General features: G+C 44.2%; 16 protein-coding genes. 10 read left to right on the top strand and 6 right to left on the bottom strand.

Annotation, left to right across the window (positions count from 1 at the left end; all coding sequences use genetic code 11):
- The first annotated feature begins 27 nt into the window (after nt 1–27).
- Nucleotides 28–480 (top strand): hypothetical protein, encoded by a 453-nt coding sequence (locus tag B2P60_RS01085; RefSeq protein WP_286738950.1) that lies wholly within the window; start codon nt 28–30, stop codon nt 478–480.
- 88 nt (nt 481–568) lie between these two features.
- Here the strand turns inward: B2P60_RS01085 and B2P60_RS01080 are convergent, their stop codons facing one another.
- Complete coding sequence (locus B2P60_RS01080; protein ID WP_198333760.1) at nt 569–1084, bottom strand: adenine phosphoribosyltransferase; 516 nt, start codon at nt 1082–1084, stop codon at nt 569–571.
- Between the two features lie 400 nt (nt 1085–1484).
- Between B2P60_RS01080 and B2P60_RS01075 the strand changes: the two genes are divergently transcribed.
- Complete coding sequence (locus B2P60_RS01075; protein WP_131668884.1) at nt 1485–1649, top strand: rubredoxin; 165 nt, start codon at nt 1485–1487, stop codon at nt 1647–1649.
- A gap of 27 nt (nt 1650–1676) precedes the next feature.
- Entirely contained in the window at nt 1677–2714 is a 1038-nt protein-coding gene (locus B2P60_RS01070; protein ID WP_230709357.1) for an alpha/beta fold hydrolase, read from the top strand.
- A gap of 269 nt (nt 2715–2983) precedes the next feature.
- Here B2P60_RS01070 and B2P60_RS01065 read toward each other — a convergent pair whose 3' ends face one another.
- A complete protein-coding gene (locus B2P60_RS01065; protein ID WP_286738949.1) occupies nt 2984–3883 on the bottom strand; it encodes a WG repeat-containing protein in 900 nt (299 codons plus the stop codon).
- 391 nt (nt 3884–4274) lie between these two features.
- On the opposite strand from B2P60_RS01065, the gene B2P60_RS01060 reads away from it, so the two are divergent.
- Nucleotides 4275–5207, top strand: a complete 933-nt coding sequence (locus tag B2P60_RS01060) for a DMT family transporter (protein WP_230709355.1) — start codon at nt 4275–4277, stop codon at nt 5205–5207.
- Between the two features lie 115 nt (nt 5208–5322).
- Here the strand turns inward: B2P60_RS01060 and B2P60_RS01055 are convergent, their stop codons facing one another.
- Complete coding sequence (locus tag B2P60_RS01055; RefSeq protein ID WP_286738948.1) at nt 5323–6771, bottom strand: solute carrier family 23 protein; 1449 nt, start codon at nt 6769–6771, stop codon at nt 5323–5325.
- A gap of 522 nt (nt 6772–7293) precedes the next feature.
- Here B2P60_RS01055 and B2P60_RS01050 point away from each other — a divergent pair.
- Nucleotides 7294–8727, top strand: coding sequence for an L-serine ammonia-lyase (locus B2P60_RS01050; protein WP_198333514.1), 1434 nt, complete (start codon nt 7294–7296; stop codon nt 8725–8727).
- Between the two features lie 150 nt (nt 8728–8877).
- Here the strand turns inward: B2P60_RS01050 and B2P60_RS01045 are convergent, their stop codons facing one another.
- The 3 genes from B2P60_RS01045 to xthA all read right to left on the bottom strand — a co-directional run bounded on the left by B2P60_RS01045 (nt 8878) and on the right by xthA (nt 11828).
- Nucleotides 8878–9276 carry a DUF4377 domain-containing protein gene (locus tag B2P60_RS01045; RefSeq protein ID WP_193006359.1) on the bottom strand — a complete coding sequence of 133 codons (399 nt, stop codon included), beginning with the start codon at nt 9274–9276 and terminating at the stop codon, nt 8878–8880.
- A 430-nt stretch (nt 9277–9706) separates the two neighbouring features.
- Entirely contained in the window at nt 9707–10930 is a 1224-nt protein-coding gene (gene argJ / locus B2P60_RS01040; protein WP_193006358.1) for a bifunctional glutamate N-acetyltransferase/amino-acid acetyltransferase ArgJ, read from the bottom strand.
- A gap of 73 nt (nt 10931–11003) precedes the next feature.
- Entirely contained in the window at nt 11004–11828 is an 825-nt protein-coding gene (gene xthA, locus B2P60_RS01035) for an exodeoxyribonuclease III (RefSeq protein WP_230709349.1), read from the bottom strand.
- A gap of 184 nt (nt 11829–12012) precedes the next feature.
- Between xthA and B2P60_RS01030 the strand changes: the two genes are divergently transcribed.
- From B2P60_RS01030 to B2P60_RS01010, 5 genes are all read left to right on the top strand, one after another.
- Nucleotides 12013–12603 (top strand): hotdog domain-containing protein, encoded by a 591-nt coding sequence (locus B2P60_RS01030; protein ID WP_414706611.1) that lies wholly within the window; start codon nt 12013–12015, stop codon nt 12601–12603.
- A 37-nt stretch (nt 12604–12640) separates the two neighbouring features.
- Entirely contained in the window at nt 12641–13453 is an 813-nt protein-coding gene (locus B2P60_RS01025; RefSeq protein WP_286738947.1) for an ABC transporter ATP-binding protein, read from the top strand.
- 142 nt (nt 13454–13595) lie between these two features.
- Nucleotides 13596–14387 (top strand): ABC transporter permease, encoded by a 792-nt coding sequence (locus tag B2P60_RS01020; protein WP_286738946.1) that lies wholly within the window; start codon nt 13596–13598, stop codon nt 14385–14387.
- 558 nt (nt 14388–14945) lie between these two features.
- The gene (locus B2P60_RS01015; protein ID WP_193006353.1) at nt 14946–16640 is read left to right on the top strand and encodes an AMP-binding protein; all 1695 of its coding nucleotides are present in this window, start codon (nt 14946–14948) and stop codon (nt 16638–16640) included.
- Nucleotides 16641–17264: 624 nt separating this feature from the next.
- On the top strand, nt 17265–18965 hold the full coding sequence (locus B2P60_RS01010) for an AMP-binding protein (protein ID WP_193006352.1): 1701 nt from the start codon (nt 17265–17267) through the stop codon (nt 18963–18965).
- The last annotated feature ends 109 nt before the right edge of the window (nt 18966–19074 follow it).

Genomic DNA, 19074 nt, shown 5'->3' with positions numbered 1-19074 from the left:
TTTAACAATAAGCAGCAAGGCTTGATTATGAAACGGTTATCAGTGTTATTAGCAGGGGGTGCTCTAGCCATCAGCGCACATGCAGTGAGCTGGTCAAAAGTGTCAGAAAACCCTACCGGTTCAATTTTTAGCTTAGATTTGGACTCTATCGAAAGCTCAGATATCAATATCATAGATGATAAAAATGTCAAAAATATCACAGTGTCTATTCGTAAAACGTACCCTACGCCAAAAAACGACCTAAAAGAAGCGAAAGAAAACAGCATTCATCATAGTGATCAGCAACTGTTAATCTCTTGCAAAGATGCCAGTTACTATAAAAGAGCTTACGTTAACTACAATGCTGATGATAAAGTCACAAAGTCTTGGCATTCAGAAAAACCCATACTGACGACAAAGGACTTTACACTCACTAACCCAAAAACGATTGGTCGCGCCCTAGTTGATGAGGCTTGTAAACGCTATGAGCAGATGACTTAAACAGTTTAAGAGTGGCTAAAATACAAAAGCGCGCTGACATCACTCAGCGCGCTTTTGTATTTGATGATAATAACTCAAAAACCGAGAATTAAGCCTTTAACACCGTATAAATTGGCACTGGAAACTCGCCATGCAAATCAACCAAATCCAGCAAGACCAACGCCCCTACCACGGTATGGTTGGCTGATTGGCAAAGCTCATAAGCCGTCGTCAACGTGCCGCCAGTGGCTAAAATATCATCGATCAACAGTACCCGTTCAGGTGGTAGGTTGTTTTGCATCTCAAGTGTGTCTTTACCATACTCCAACGCATAGGCTTTATTGGCAACAGGCGGTGGCAGCTTACCTGGCTTACGCAGCAAAATCATACCTTTACCCAAGCGGCCTGCCAGCAGACTTGCAAAGACAAACCCACGCGCTTCTACCGCCCCTAGGCAGTCTACCTCATCCATCAATCCGTCTGGCAATGCTGCAAGCAGCGCATCAATGACCTCATTAATATGACTGCGCAGTAACGGCGTAATATCATAAAAATCAATGCCAACTTTTGGGAAGTTTGGTACTGTACGAATAATTTGCCAAAATCGATGGTCAGTATTGAGCATGTTAGACGGATCGGCTACGTTGTTAACGGACATGGCGGCATTGCTGCTCATAATAACCCTTAGTTCATATGGCTTAGATAACAGTATTTAAATAACACTACAATATAGATCACAGTAGTGACGCGTGAACATCACTATGAATTTTGCGGCGAGTATTATAGCACAGGTGGGATAAATTTTTCGGCTTACGGCATACAAGTGGTATCACTCATCTCAAAACAGAGCAAATAATGGCCTTGATAAAAGCCAAATAATCTCAATATACAAGTGTAAACTTAACGACGAAAATCACGGTTATATGCTAAACTACGTGCGCTTTTGCAGTCTAATATAATGACTGTTACTCTAAATGAGCGTTAACAACTGACTGTAATACTGGTAATGATCGATAGGACTATTTATGAAACGTTATGAATGTATCGTCTGCGGCTGGATATATGATGAAGAGCTTGGCTGCCCTGAAGAAGGCATTGCGCCTGGTACCAAATGGGAAGACATTCCTGATGACTGGACATGCCCAGAGTGCGGTGTCGGCAAGCTTGATTTTGAGATGCTAGAAGTTTAGTAGACGACACTCTAATTAGGATGCTTCATGACCCAATCAAATGATATCAATGGCACAGAGCTGTCTGAAACCGTAGCTGAAAACTCTAGTCACTATCCAACTTCTGAGTGGCAGAAATTCGGGGCGCATCAGTGGCGTGACTCTGATCTTAGCGAACATCTTCACCAAGCAATGATCGATATCGGTGATGGTATTGAGCTTTGTGTTGAGGCAGGTGGTAATCCCGACAACCCGCCCTTATTGATGGTGATGGGTCTTGGCTCACAAATGGTATTTTGGCCAAATAATTTCATCAAACGTCTTATTGATGCCGGTTTTTTTGTGATTCGTTTTGACAATCGCGATATTGGTTTGTCGTCTAAAGTCCAAATTGAGGGTCTACCCCGTATCAGTCAACTCAAAATGATGATGCGTTTGCAAACTGGCTTGTCTAATAAAGGCGCGCCAGTTGCTTATAACCTAACCGACATGGCAGAGGATACAGCGCGTTTAATTAAAGCGCTTAACCTTGGTACCACCCATCTGCTAGGGGCCTCTATGGGCGGTATGATCGCACAAATTGTGGCAGCCCGTTATCCAAGCTTGGTACAGCGGATGGCGCTGATGTTTACCACAACCAACCGCGCATTTTTAAGACCCCCAAAACCCAAGCAGTTATACACCCTGATTAATCGTCCTGAGAGCCATTCTGAACGTGATATTGTGCGTCACAGCGTCTGGTTTATGAAGACGGTTGGTACGCCTGGGCATGTGAATGTGCGTATGGTCCGTGAAATTGCCAAAATACGGTATCAACGTAACTTTCATCCGCTCGGTACGGTACAACAGCTCAATGCTATTTTGGCTTCAGGGTCTATCAGCCGATTCAGTAAACAAGTCAAAGCACCAACGATCGTACTACACGGTAGCGCAGATGGGTTGCTGCCGGCTTCCCAAGGACGCGTGGTTGCCAAGACCATTCCTAATGCCAAGTTTCATTTAATCGAAGGAATGGCGCACGACATTCCCGAGTACTATCAGCCTTATATGGTCGATTTGATTAGTAATCATTTATTGGCTAAGTAGCTTTTGATAGTTTGTTTTTGAGCGAACTTAATATAAAAAGAGGGTAAAACCTGTCGTTGACACGTAGGTTTTACCCTCTTTTTTTATGTTAGATCTAGTCTAGTCAATCTAAAATAAAATTGGCACGCTGTGCCACGTGCTACTGGTATGGATGTCGCGCAGCCTCTGTCGGCGTAGGCACAGCACGCAAGGGAAACTCATACCAGTAGCACTGTACCTATTTTAAAGTGTGTTCATTATATGTTGGACTTGGGTTTTAAGCAGTAAATCTAGTCACAACTGACACCAGCCCCTTCTTTATCGATGCACATCTTATCGCCATTTTTTAAGTTGCCGATCCAAGCCTTGCCTGCTGTAAATACAAACGCCGGCTTACCTTTGTAGTGACCCGCAGCCGACACACCCGCATTCGCAAAGCGAAAAGGAATCACCAGCTCGCCGCCAAGATTAACAAACCCCCACTCCCTGCCAATACGTACACCAGCCAACCCTTCAGAGAATGACTGTACCTCATCAAAAGAATAGGTAATCATGGTCACGTTATTGTCGTCCACAAACCCCCATTTACCATCTTGCTGACGCGGTTGTAGCGTCGTAAAACGATTAGACTCTGTTTGTTTTGCTGTGGCCTGCTCATTATTCTTACTATTTGGATCACTCTTCACATTACCGTTTTTATCCAACCAGCTGGTCGTACTGTTTTTGCTTACTCGTGCGACACCATTTTGATAATTATCAATTTCACTAATGGCTGCCGAAAACGGAACGATGGTTTGATTGGCGGTGTTAATGACGCCATAGTTGCCATTTCTTTTCACCACGATACGGTCATCAGAGACGGGGCGCGCCCACCCTTGGCTTTCTGACAGCATATCATACATCGCCGGTACGACTTCACGACCCTGCATATTCAGATAGCCGACATGACTGTTGCGCAGTACAGGCAATAGACCGCCCGATAGCTTGTTGACATCGACTTTTTGATAGCGTGTCAAGTCGACCACCCTTTTGCCGTTACGGTCAATCAAAGCAACTGGCGCACCGAAATCTTTCGTTGCTAAAAAATAGCGACTGCTCGCTGTGCAAGAGACATTTTTATAGTAGCTTTTGGGAATGTTACAACTGGCTGCTTGTGCAGTCGGCATTGCCAATAGCACGATAGATGACATGCTAATAGCAAAACCATATTGCGACATTGAAGGCGGTGAACTACAGACAAAAGATCGTGGTCGTTTTGATCGTAAGCGTCGAAACATAAGCAAACCTAAGTGGATAGTACTGGGGTTTTTGGTAGAAGTTTATAACATATTCCCATTATAAATCACAAGATTAGCAAACGCTGTGATCTGTGCCAATGTCATTCCTGTAAGGATGTTACTCGACTATACAAACACGCCATACTAAGTCGCAGTCAATATCGTGGCAACCAATTTAATAATAAGAATAAATTATGGTTTAACCATTTCATTTTAGGTTCAAAACCTCGACAATATGGCTTGGGTTAACGCCCATGTTAATAGTCTAAAATAAATAACAATAATACGGATATAAGGACAACCTATGGCTATCGCTTCTACACGGTCTGCCCCTATTGGCTTAGTCATTGGCTGTATCATATTTGGTTTGGGTAGTTTGATCGTCGCTCACGTTGACATCGGTGGGTGGGCGATGTCGTTTTGGCGCCTAGCTATTTCAGGTATCGTATTCTCTGTCTTAGCCAAAATTACGGGGCAGCGCCTACCGCGTTCCAGACGTGCTATCTTTTACAGTCTATTGTCAGGCGTGTTTTTAGGGTTGGATTTGGCCCTATGGCACGAGAGTATTTATGCCGTTGGTCCTGGTATTTCAACTCTACTCAATAGCTTACAAATCTTTTTCTTGGCGGCGATCGGATTTTTGTATTTTAATGAACGCCAATCTATTGTTCAGCTTATCAGTTTGTTTTTAGCGATGCTTGGCGTGGCGATGATAGGCAGTCCTGAGTTTGCACGCAACACTGCCGCCACTTGGGGATTTGTCACCGGCATCATCTCAGGGGCGATGCTAGCAGCCTCTATGACCTTTATCCGTAAAACACATGACACTGAGCCGACACCGATATTTATGCTGATGCAGCTGATTAGTATCGGCGGCGTGTTAGCAATGATCGTGCCGATGGTGATATTTGATACGGGTAGTATCTTACCCAATACGTGGTCTGAGTTCGGCTGGGTTCTGGTATATGGCACCGTCATGCAGTGCTTGGCATGGGGCCTGATCGCCTACTCTATACCTAAGTTATCTCTGGCATTGACGGGATTGTTACTGTTAACGGAACCCATCGCAGCACTGGTTATTGATTATAGCTGGCTGGGCAAACCGATTAACACTTTACAATGGAGCGGCGCCCTACTGACTATGTTTGCCATTTATTTAGGCTCATTAAAGCCTAAACCACGCGCGCTACGCCGTTATCGGTTTTTTGCTCGATTTTATAAACGTAAATACAAGTAATCTGAAGACTGTTTTCCAATCAAAAACGCCCAACCTACGTGTAGGCTGGGCGCTTTTTTAGTTTTGCTCTATTACATATAACGTCTTAAGAAGGTTATATACAAAAGCCCATTGGTTATTTGGCCAATGACTGACGGGCAGCCTTCGCCTCAGATCCTTGATTAAACAAAGCATTCAAAAGGATAGCAGCCAAAGTAGCCGTGCCGATACCGCCCAAATCGAAGCCGCCTAAGTGCAAGCTAAAATTACCGGTCCCCATGATGACAGTAACAGCAGCGATAATCAGATTGCTGTTTTTGCTAAAGTCGATGTGATTGTCTATCCAAATTTTTACGCCCGCAACAGCGATCAAGCCAAACACCACAATAGAAGCCCCGCCCAATAATGCCGCTGGTATCGTTTGAATGATGGCACCAAACTTTGGCGATAAACCTAGCAAGATTGCCACTAACCCTGCCACAACGAATATCGTGGTGCTATAGACTTTGGTCACGGCCATCACCCCGATGTTTTCCGCGTAAGTGGTGACGCCTGTCCCACCAAATCCTGCTGAAAAAGTGGTCGCTAGGCCATCAGCAAAAAAAGCTCGCCCCATGTACGGCGTCACACGCGCCTTGGTCATACCTTCGACAGCCTTAAAATGCCCCAAATTTTCAGCAACCAAAATAAAGGCCACAGGCGCAATTAAAATAATGGCACTCATCTCAAAGCGTGGGGTATGAATGCTCGGCAAGCCAAACCACGAAGCAGCTGCCACACTACTAAAATCAATAGCCGTCCCAAAACCCATGATGTTAGTCATCACAAAATAAGCAATGTAAGACAATACCAAGCCCACCAATAATAGTAGACGACGTAGCATACCGCGTGTAAACACGGCCACCCCACTAATAAGTAACACAGTCAATGTGGCCATCCAAGCATCAAACTGATTCGCAGACACCCCTTGGATAGTCACTGGGGCTAAGTTGAGACCAATAATCATGACGATGGCACCCGTCACGACTGGCGGCATCAAGCGCTCAATCCAGCCTGTGCCAGTTTTCATTACCAGTAGACCAATTAACGCATAAATGATACCGCAAGCCATGATGCCACCTAACGCGACATTCAAGTTATCGTTAAACCCTGCACCTGCGTAAGCGGTAACTGCAATGACAGGACCAATAAACGCAAAGCTTGAGCCCAAGTAACTTGGCATGCGCCCGCCTGTGATCATAAAGAACATCACGGTACAAATACCCGACATCAAAATGGCTAAATTAGGATCAAAGCCCATCAATAAAGGTGCTAATACAGTCGCCCCAAACATCGCAAAAGTATGCTGGACACCCAATAATATACTTTTTGACGGTGGCAAATAGTCGTTGATACCGACTGGATCACGATCTAAATCGCCCTTATACGGACGCCATGTCGGAAACCAACGCCCATTTTCAAAGTCTGGATTGGGTGAATAATGGAGGGCTGCTGACTCGACACCTGCAGCTTCTAACGCGTTTTGAGCTGACTGACTGTGAGCGCTGTTTTCTGAAGGTGATGAGTGGTCTTTTTGAGATGGCATGCGCGCTTGTCCTATGTGAGCTGAGCTAAAATAATAGGCGACAATTAATGAAAAAATGACATTGAGAGGTTAATAGATAAGATACGTGGTTAGAAGTTACTGTAACTCTGACCCTCTTACATTTATAATATGCCGCCCTAATCTATTCATTTATATTGTAATATGGCAAACCAAAAGTAATATTTGGTATGATGACTATGTTTTGCTAGATGTCTGGGGCCGGATATGTTCTACTAAAAATGGTTTTAAACCGTTATGGCTCAACGTACTTTATAACGGCTCCCCCACTTACAGGATGTTACATAGCCGTTGACTCCGTGCATGATAGCGGAGTTTCAAAACAAATAAAAGTTATTATTCAGTCACCATTTGTACTCCTTTACTTTGATCTTTCACAGGCAATGCCTCATACACACCTCTTGTCGGTGCCTAAGAGTGATGGCGGCCTATCTTATTCTCAATAAAAGCGCCTAAAGCATCTACACAGCATGCTAAAGCCCTTAAAACTTTCGGTAATTTACTATGATTAGTGTTTTTGACTTATTTAAAATCGGCGTTGGTCCATCAAGCTCTCATACGGTAGGACCAATGGTAGCCGCAAATCTTTTTTTAGCCTCATTGACAAAGCAGATAGAACTGACTGCCATTCAAAAGATTGAAATTGAGCTTTATGGCTCTTTAGCCGCGACAGGAAAAGGACATGCAACCGATACCGCCATCCTACTCGGCTTGCTTGGACATACACCCAGCACCATTGATACACGCATGACTAGCAATTATCTGTCTCCTATTTTTTCTGAGAAAAAATTGAATCTCTCAGGTGCCCATACAGTGGCATTTGATACGGAGCAAGATATTTATTGGTACGACGATACCGTGCTTCCTTATCATCCCAATGCGTTGTCACTTCGAGCAATACTGACAGACGGCACGCGTTATCAGCAAACTTACTACTCCGTCGGCGGTGGCTTTGTGATCAATGAAGAAGATGCCAACAACCCAGACGAAGACCATGCCAGCCCAACTATCGATCGTGTGCCCTACCCTTTTAATAGCGCCGCAGAGCTGCTAGATCAGTGTGATCAACATCGGCTCAGTATCAGTGATTTAGTGCTGGCAAACGAGTGCCACTTCCATGATAAAGAAGAAGTCTATGCCTACTTAGATAGTATCTGGGAGGTGATGCAAGATTGTGTCAAACAAGGGTGTGAAAATGCTGGCATTTTACCTGGTGGTCTCGATGTCAAACGCCGCGCACAGGATTTACACTTGCAGCTGAGTGCTGAAAAAGACCAGCCCATATCAAAAAATGATAAATTGGCAGCGATGGACTGGGTTGATTTATACGCACTGGCTGTCAACGAAGAAAATGCCAATGGCGGTAAAGTCGTCACCGCCCCTACCAATGGTGCTGCTGGTATCATTCCAGCAGTATTACACTATTATCGTGACTTCTTATCCAACTACAGCCAAGAGGGCGTGCGCAAGTTTTTATTAAACGCCACCGCTATCGGAAGCTTGATTAAACAGAATGCCTCAATCTCTGGTGCTGAAGTAGGCTGTCAAGGGGAAGTCGGTTCCGCCTGTGCCATGGCAGGCTCTGCCCTAGCAGAAATTATGGGCGGCACACCAGCCAAGTGCTTAAATGCAGCAGAAATTGGCATTGAGCACAATTTAGGACTTACTTGTGACCCTATTGGCGGCTTGGTGCAAGTGCCCTGTATCGAACGTAATGCCATGGGCGCCGTGAAGGCAATTAATGCGGCACGTCTCGCCTGCCGAGGCAATGGGCAACATTTCGTCTCTTTGGACAAAGCCATTGAAACCATGAAACAGACGGGCGCTGATATGTCGGATAAATATAAAGAGACCGCTCGCGGGGGACTTGCCGTCTATGCTGATAATCGCATACCAACGGCCACCCGTGGCGTCAGTGTAAACTACAGCCAGTGTTAATTTAAAACACCATTATCATTTGTACAGTTATTATTTGAACAGCTAAATTGCTAAATCCGTCAAAATAGCGACAAAAAGGGCCTCTAAAGAATTAGAGGCCTTTATCATACGAGAGTAGCCGCTTATAAATCCAAGCGAGCACCCATGAGATTACTCAGCAGTTTTTGACACTACTTCATTTAGAATCCAAACTGGCTGCACCACGTTAGAGCCTTCAGCAGTTACAGCTTCTTGACGTACATCAAGCACGTAGCGGTAATTTGGCTCATAAGTAAAGCCTTGGATATTACCATTTAGTGTCGTGTAATTCTTGTGATACGTCTGACGATACTGCAAGCACTGTGCTTCAACTTTACTGCCATCAGTAGCAGTAAGGTCACAGACTGCTTTACGTGGCGCTATTTCTACTTCAAAGCTTGGAATGTTAACCACTTTAACGCTCATGGGCTGTCCTTCCACAACCATCGTACGCTCATTGTCCATACCCATGGTAGAACAACCTGAAAGGGCGAAAGTCGTCATCAATGCTGCAAGTGCTAATTTTTTCATTATTTAATCCTCAGTTAATTGGGTTAAGTCTCTATTACCTGTTTGAATTTATTGTTGTGAACGTCTTGTCGTGATTAATACATACTCAAAACATATCAGGCAATTGGGTCATTGTTATCACGCTACTGTCGATGCTAAACAAAAACATTTAACGAGACTTTTTTAACGAAAGTCTGTTTAATAAGCCTCTGACGGCATCAACAATACTGTCTTTCCTTTACTAAAACTAGTATAGGTCGCCAATCCTCTTGCCCTCTATGACTGCTTTGTAAAGTAACGTCAGCTTTTGCAACTGATGTTAAGAAAACGTATGCAATAATGGAGTGAATTGCTAATCAGGCAAAGTGAGAACTAAACAATAAAAAGCCAGAGTGAGGCGCACTCTGGCTTAACGATAAGAACAGCGAAAAATTACTAGGTATAAAAACCTTTAGCTACGATAATCGGCATTAATCTTGACGTAATCGTAGGATAAATCGCAAGTATAAACCGTATCACTGGCTTCGCCACGAGCAAGATCGATATGAATGGTAATCTCAGGGCGGCTCATGACCGTCTTGCCCGCCTCTTCTGTATAATGAGGGGCAACGCCACCATTTTGGCAAATCATCACTTCATCTAAATACACATCGACTTGCTCTGTGTCGAGATCTTCGATTCCAGCATAACCCACTGCCGCCAAGATACGACCCCAATTGGCATCACTAGCAAAGAATGCTGTTTTCACTAGAGGTGAATGCGCGACCGCATAGGCCACATCGCAGCACTCTTGTGTCGTCTGCCCACCAGTGACTTTTACTGTCATAAACTTGGTCGCACCTTCACCATCTCGTACAATTAACTGCGCTAGGCGTACAAAAACCTCAGTTAAAGCCGCAAACACTGGCTGATAGTGCGGATGCTCTGGGCTGTCAATGATCTCTGAGCTGGCCGTGCCTGTCGCTACTAGGACACAGCAGTCATTGGTTGAGGTATCGCCATCGACTGTGATGCGATTAAAAGACTGTTCATTGATTGCGCTTAGCATCTCTTGTAATAAGTCAGCCGCGATATTGGCATCGGTTGCCACGTAGCCTAGCATGGTCGCCATATTTGGGCGTATCATTCCTGACCCTTTTGACATACCAGTAATGTGATAACTGAGATTACCCACATCAACTTTTTGGCTGGCAAGCTTGGGAATAGTATCAGTGGTACGAATACCATTAGCCGCAGCTAGCCAATTGTTAGGAGCCAAATTAGCAATGGCCTCATCTAAGCCCGCAATAACAGCATCGCTATTTAACGGCTCACCAATCACACCTGTAGAGAATGGCAATACGGCGCTCACATCCACACCTGCTTTGCTCGCCAATGCCGCACAGATATCGATGGCTCGACGCTTACCATCAGCGCCAGTACCCGCATTGGCATTGCCAGTATTGGTCACTAAATAGCGTGGACTGGTCTTAGAAAAATGCTCACGCAGTACGCGTACAGGGGCGGCACAAAAGGTATTTTTTGTCGTGACAACTGCAGTGGTGGCGGTATCGATTATTTCCATCACGACCAAATCGTCACGATCTTTATAGCGTACCCCTGCCGCAGTGGCACTGAGCTTGATACCTTCGATAGGATAAATAGTATTGGGTACTGCAACATTTCCGACGGCCATCGTTACATCCTTATTTTTAACTTTCAGTATTGTTTATATAGTAAAGTGTTTTTTGGCAAACACCCTATCATTACTACGATTTACTCAGATCAAATGCCGACCAAATTGGCGCATGGTCAGAGGGTTTTTCCATGGCTCGTAGTTCATAACTGATACCTGCATCGACACAAGTATCAACGAGATCAGCGGTGCATAAGATATGGTCGATACGTAAGCCACGCTTAGGATCGTCATTGAAACCACGACTGCGGTAATCAAACCAACTGTATAACTCTGTGCTCTCTGGATAGTGCAAACGGTAAGTATCGGTCAGCTCTCGCGACATCAATGCGCTATACCACGCGCGTTCTTCTGGTAAAAAAGAGGTTTTTCTGTTTTTAAGCCAGCGCTTTGCATTGACCTCACCAATACCGATATCGATATCTTCTGGAGCAATATTCATGTCACCCATGATGACAAGCGAACGTCCTTCCGCTTTTAACGTATCAATGTAAGCCATTAAATCAGCATAATAAGCCCGCTTCATTGGGAATTTAGTGGGATGGTCTTGACTCTCTCCTTGCGGAAAATAACCATTAAGCACATCAATTTCGCGTCCCTCAAACTCATAGCGAGCGTGGATAAAACGCTTTTGTGCCTCACCATCTTCGTCAGGAAAGCCTTTTTGGACAAATATAGGGGCCACCTTGGACAATAAAGCCACGCCATAGTGGGCTTTTTGTCCAAAATATTCTACGTGATAGCCAAGACTTTCTATGTTATCGAGTGGAAACTGCTCATCGTGAACTTTGGTTTCTTGTAGACCTATCACATCAGGATCGATTACCTCGCGTACCGCCTCAAGCTGATGTTGACGGGCGCGAATACCATTGATGTTAAAACTGACAAAACGGGGCATAAACCATCCTATACTAATTGATTAAAATGTGGCGCTAAAACAACCATGATAACAGTCGTAGGCCAGCCTTTCTGTTGCGTGCCTTTATATCTTAAGCTAGAGTAGCTATTATTATCACACACATCGATTTTTATTAAATCACCTTTATTAAATGACCGCTATCAACACTTGATTGAGTATTACTATGACAACCCCTAAAAGCAACCCTACAAACACCGTATCAATTTCTAACAAGGCACAATCTGACCAGACAACCACACCGCTGTTTGCGACTGACTATAACGTTTACATCAACCATACTGATGCCGGTGGCATAGTCTATCATGCCAACCATCTGGTCTTTTTTGAAAACTGCCGACGTGACTGGTTTACTAAGCTTGGTTTAAACGGTTACTTTCTACAGTCTGATAGCGGCGACATACAGCATTTTGTTGTGAGCCAAGCAGATTTGCAATATAAAAGAGCCATCCTTTTAGATGAAATCATCAACGTGCGTATCGATAAAGTCGAACTAAAACCTGCCAGCATGGTATTTTATCAAAGCATTCACCGGCATACACCAAAAGGCAACTCGACCGACAACACCAAAAACAGTCGCCATTTATTAAGTAGCGCTAGAATTGTTATTGCTTGCGTCCAAAACCAAGTAACACCAGAGTCGATGTCTAACGATGAGACTCAAGCTACTCGTACTGCGCCTATGCGGCCTATTCGTGTGCCCCAAAGCTTACGGGACGCCATTCAAAAAGCGATCACACAAAATGCTGATGAGTAATGACTTATTCTATTAACACACTCATAAGAAGCGCCTTATGCTAGAATTTAAAAGTATCTGGGTACATAATAAGCGCTCTATGAGCGTGGAGCCAAGTCAACAAAACCGTTCTACTACCGCATCCACCCTATCCGGCACATACTACAAGTGGCTCACCAAAATAAAGAACAATACCAATAAAGAGGCCGTCTCAGCCCCTCATCAGCATCCATTAATAAGCGATGCCAGTGGCAAACTGTTAGCAGGACAGGTGACGGTTTTGACTGGTGCTTCTGGTAGCGGCAAGTCAGTATTATTACGCGTGCTTGCAGGATTATTACCCATGGATAGCGGTGAGGTCTGCTTGCAAAGCGTAGACCAACTACATAATCCAATTTATCACAGTATCCATGATACTGAGCCGACGCAGTGGCGCACACAAGTCTCCCTACTCGCTCAGCACCCCCAGCTGTTAGAAGGTAGTGTGTTAGATAACCTGCAAATGCCTTATAATTTACAAGCCCATCAGCATCGAAATTTTGATATGGATTGGCACATCACGCAGCTTTCCTCCCTCGGGCGTAGCGCTGATTTTTTGCAGCAAGAAGCCAATTATTTATCCGGCGGTGAGCGACAGCTGGTCAATACTTTACGTCTTTTACAACTGAGCCCGCAAGTACTATTATTGGATGAGCCTACCGCTGCTTTAGACAGCGAAGTATCAACTCAATTGGTACATTTACTCGTTAACTGGGCTCGGGCCAAGACGCAGCGTACGTTGTTATGGGTGACTCATGACACACAAGATGTCATGCCATTCGCTGATCAGCATTGGTCTATGCAAGCAGGCGTATTAAGTAAAGTGTTCTAGGCCCGTCTTTATTTTAAAAATGGTCATCAACATGAGATAAATTGAATTGAGAACGCGCCCTAACCCTAAGATCAACACACAAATTTTGCACACAGTCTCGTTGGACCTCACCCTGCTTTCATCTCCTTGATAATGAGTCACTATGATCGGTATGGACGACACGCAAATATTTTTAACTTATGGTGATATTGCTCTTACCAGCAGCCTTATTATCATCGTCCTTATCATCTCTTGGCAACTACGCTTGCAGCTCACTAAAACCCTCTTAACCGCTGCTATTCGTACTGTTGTTCAGCTAAGTTTTATTGGTCTGATATTGGCGTGGATTTTTGCCCGTGAACAGTGGTATGAAGTCCTACTGATTTTAACCATTATGACCCTCATTGCCGGGAGCGCGGCCAAAAACCGTGTCAAACGCCACTATAAAGGCCTGTTGGTCGATACCCTTCTCGCAGTCAGTGCTTCGGCTGTATTGGTCACTGCCATAGCCATCATTGTTATTTTAAACGTCCAGCCTTGGTATACGCCGCAGTTTATTATCCCTATCTTAGGTTTGATATTAGGCAACTCTTTGACCGCCATTTCATTGACCAGCAATCAGCTGATTGAAAGCTTTCACGAGCAGCAAGGCCGCATTGAGATGATGTTAAGCCTAGCAGCTCGTCCATTTGAAGCGGTACACGAACCAATACGGGCCGCAATTATTAATGGTATGACGCCCACGCTTAACTCTATGTTGGTTGTCGGCATTGTCAGCTTGCCCGGTATGATGACGGGTCAAATACTGGCTGGGGCTGATCCCACTCAAGCCGTTCGTTATCAGATAGTCACCATGTTCCTGATATGTGTAAGTAGCACGCTTGGCTGTACGATCAGCACTTTACTCATTTATCGGCGGTTTTTTAATAAAAACAAACAACTTATTCTGCCTTAACCCCTCTCAAGAAATGAACGGTATTGGGCTGAGCGTACTCTTACTCTGCTAACTTATACTAAATTTCGGCAAACATTCGTTTAATAGGTCGGTAAGAGCTGAGGTATTTTACGCGTATAATCACAATACTGGTCACTTTATCTCAATCTGAGAACTGGCGAGAGACCTGCTAATCCTACATTAGACACAATTTGAAATTTTCATCTTTATTTTTGTACTGCACAGTCTTGCATATTAGTGTGGTATTAGCGTGTATTCATGCTAATGTATTTCTTAAATGTATCATTTATTTATTATTTTAGTGATAAATAAAAGGTAGCGCTTCTACAAAAGCCACAGTGTACTATTGAGTTGTTGGTTTTACTTAGCTAGGTTTCTGAAGAATCGTTAAGTAAAGTCGTACAACAGCAATTAAAACCTAGCAGCCAGTCAATAGATAAGGATAGGATTACTCTCAGCGATACACGTTTTATGTCAGCGCTGATGGGTTTTATTGACACGGATAAGACTGCTTTACTACACAATCTCAACCTATTTTAGACTTCAAGGACGCTGACTATGACGCCGAATAAACCTTGGCTAGCCCATTATCCTAATGGTGTACCTAAGACGATCAATCCAGATAAATATAGCAGTATAATGGAGCTGTATGAAGAGTGCTTTGATCGCTTTCGTATGCATCCAATGACTATCTGTATGGGCGTCACCCACACTTATGGCGACGTTGATAAGGCGTCACTTGCTGTGGCAGCGTGGTTACAAGCTCAAGGAATCCCTAAAGGCAGTGTCGTTGCTCTCATGATGCCAAACGTGCCTCAGTACTTGCCAACGATGATTGGTATTTTACGGGCAGGGTATGTTTGCACCCCTGTTAATCCCCTGTATACAGGCCGTGAGCTACGCCATCAGTTAAATGACTCAGGGGCTCAGGTTATCTTTGTGGTCGATAACTTCGCGCAAGCGCTCGAGCAGGTAGTCGATGAGACTGCAATCAAACGTATTATCTTATCTAAACTGGGTGATATGATGGGACTAAAGGGAATGTTGGTCAACACCATTGTCCGTCAAGTCAAGCGTCTCATCCCTAAGTATAAGCTCGACGACCCCAAGCATGAAGTTACCAAGTTCCCTGATGTGCTAAAAAAAGGGAAAAACTTACCGTTCCATGCGCCAAAAATGAGCTTAGACCAATTGGCCATCCTACAGTATACGGGTGGCACGACAGGTCTGTCTAAAGGCACTATACTGACACAGCGCAATATAGTGTCTGCGGCATTGATGGCAGAAGCTTGGTATCGTCCCGTGACCTCAGAGATCAATGAGGTATATATCAATATGGTCATGGCGTTACCGCTCTATCATATCTTCGCTTTTTCACTTAGCTTATTGGGTATGCGCTCAGGCTACACCTTTATCTTGGTGCCAAACCCACGCGACATGCCAGGCTTTATCAAAACCCTCTCTAAACAGCCATTCCATGTTTTTCCAGCGGTCAACACGCTGTTTAAGGGCTTGCTTGATCAGCCAAACTTTAATAACTTAGACTTTAGCTCACTACGCATCACCCAAGCTGGTGGTATGGCCGCAACTGAGCAAACAGCCACTCGTTGGTTAGAAGTCACTGGCTGCCCGATGGTAGAAGGTTGGGGTATGACTGAAGGTGTCGCCGGCGGTACTGCAAACGTCATTACTGATCGTAAATTCAACGGAACTATCGGCATCCCCGTTCCTAGCGTCGACATTATTCTTATTGATGAAAATGGGGAACGAGTTGGTGTAAACCAAGCGGGTGAGATGTGTATCAAAGGGCCAAACGTGACCTCAGGTTATCTGAACAGAGACAGTAGTGATGACTTTACCAGCGATGGCTACTTCCGTACTGGCGATATTGCCAGCATGGATGATAAAGGATACTTTACCTTGCTTGACCGCAAAAAAGATATGATTTTGGTCTCAGGCTTTAACGTCTTCCCTAATGAGATTGAATCTGTCATGCTAGACTGTGATGGAATTATTGACTGTGCGGTGATTGGTATCCCTGACGAGCGTCAAGGTGAAGCGGTCAAAATTTACATCGTCCCCGCTGATAATAACGTGACTGAAGAAGTCATTAAGGACTTTGCCCTAGATAACTTGACGGGTTATAAGTGCCCACGCCACATAGAGTTCGTCAGCGAACTGCCAAAGAGTAACGTAGGCAAAGTACTACGCCAAAAACTTCGTGAAAAGCACCGTGCCGACCATCCTGCGTAATACGTAGTCAATCCCTGACCAAAAAGCATTCTACACTCAGTGTAGAGTGCTTTTTTCATATAAGGCCATAATTTTTATGCAAAACATTACCAGTTTGTAAATGTGATGTTAAGAAAAATTTATCAACTATCCTTCATCCATAAAGGGGAAATGTGACGTTTCTTGGATTTTCCTAAAGAAATTACCGTTTACCTTCTTTTACCTACCATTCATCATTTTAAAGTTACACCATATATTCTTCGATTTATCAAACTTAATTATAAACTATTAAGTTCTTTTATAAGTGTAACGAAATCAATGGTGGTTATGTTAATGTATTGCCAAAATACGTTACGCTACTCTTTATTAATGTAAGTAAATACTACGTTCATTAAAGTCAGTTTGTTCGCTTTATTTATAAGTGATACGTTCTAGTAGCATCAGTATTACCCGTTTACTCGACTGATAAGCTTGCTCTTAGTAGTTGAATAAACGACATAAAGGCCCGTATTTGAGCAGTCTGTGAATAAATAGGATAGCACGCGACAATCCATTGCGTTTAACGCGATGACTGGCATTGTTGACATGGATGTGACTACTTCTTTATAGAACCTTAACTTATCTCAACATTTAAGGACGCTAAGTATGACAGCAGATAAGCCTTGGCTTGCTCAATATCCAGAAAACGTACCCAAGACTATTAACCCTGATCAGTATGAGAGCCTCATAGAGCTATATGAAGAGTGCTTTAACCGCTTTCGTATGCATCCAATGACTATCTGTATGGGCGTCACCCACACTTATGGCGACGTTGATAAGGCGTCACTTGCTGTGGCAGCCTGGTTGCAGGCACAAGGGATTCCTAAAGGCAGTGTCGTTGCTCTCATGATGCCAAACGTGCCTCAGTACTTGCCAACGATGATCGGTATTTTACGGGCAGGGTATGTTTGCACGCCTGTGAACCCTCTATACACAGGCCGTGAGCTACGTCATCAGTTAAATGATTCAGGGGCTCAGGTTATCTTTGTGGTCGATAACTTTGCGCAAGCGCTCGAGCAAGTGATTGAAGAAACGAATATCAAACGTATCGTCCTATCAAAGATGGGTGATATGATGGGATTAAAAGGAATACTGGTCAATACAGTCATTCGTCAGGTCAAGCGCTTAGTACCTAAATACAATCTTAATGATCCTAAATACGATGTCACCAAGTTCCCTGATGTGCTAAAAAAAGGGAAAAACCTACCTATCCAAGCACCAAAAACCACCATGCAACAAAAAGCCATCCTGCAATACACGGGTGGCACGACAGGTCTGTCTAAGGGTGCTGTTTTGACTCAGCGTAACGTCGTAGCAGCCGCGATGCAGTCAGAAGCTTGGTACCGTCCTGTAACCTCAGAGATCAATGAGGTGTATATCAATATGGTCATGGCGTTACCGCTTTACCATATCTTCGCCTTTATGCTCAGTTTACTGGGTATGCGCTCAGGCTATACCTTTATCTTGGTGCCAAACCCACGCGATATGCCAGGCTTTATCAAAACCCTCTCCAAACAGCCGTTCCACATTTTCCCAGCGGTCAACACGCTGTTTAAAGGCTTGCTTGACCAGCCAAACTTTAAAGACTTAGACTTTAGCTCACTACGCATCACCCAAGCTGGTGGTATGGCCGCAACTGAGCAAACAGCTGCCCGCTGGTTAGATGTTACTGGCTGCCCGATGGTGGAAGGTTGGGGTATGACTGAAGGCGTCGCGGCCGGTACTGCAAACGTCATTACTGACCGTAAATTCAACGGAACTATTGGCATCCCCGTTCCTAGTGTCGATATTATCGTTGTCGATGATAATGGTGAACGTGTAGGATTAAATCAAGCGGGTGAGATGTGCATTAAAGGCCCAAACATCACCTCCGGCTATTTCAATAAAGACAACTCAAACGACTTTACCAGCGATGGCTACTTCCGTACTGGCGATATCATTAGTATGGATGAACAAGGCTATATCTCCCTACTTGACCGCAAAAAAGATATGATTTTGGTCTCAGGCTTTAACGTCTTCCCTAATGAGATTGAATCCGTCATGCTAGACTGTGATGGAATTATTGACTGTGCGGTGATTGGTATTCCTGATGAACATCAAGGTGAAGCGGTCAAAATTTACATCGTCCCCGCTGACAACAATGTCACCAAAAGTGATATTAAAGACTTTGCCCTAGATAACTTGACGGGTTATAAGTGCCCACGCCACATAGAATTCGTCAGTGAACTACCCAAGAGTAATGTTGGAAAAGTGCTGCGCCAAAAGCTGCGTGAACAGCACATGTTAGACAATCCTCAAACCCTCTAACCTCGGAAACAGCGTTTAAGGAAAATCCCTCTATACCACAATATAGAGGGATTTTTATCATCTATCGTTTATAAAATTAACCGTGTTGACCCCTGCCGTCAAATCCGTA

It is taken from the genome of Psychrobacter sp. UBA3068 (assembly GCF_002366815.1).
GTDB lineage: Bacteria > Pseudomonadota > Gammaproteobacteria > Pseudomonadales > Moraxellaceae > Psychrobacter > Psychrobacter namhaensis.
The sequence above is the reverse complement of the archived record's forward strand: the minus strand, read 5'-3'. Positions and strand labels throughout refer to the sequence as shown.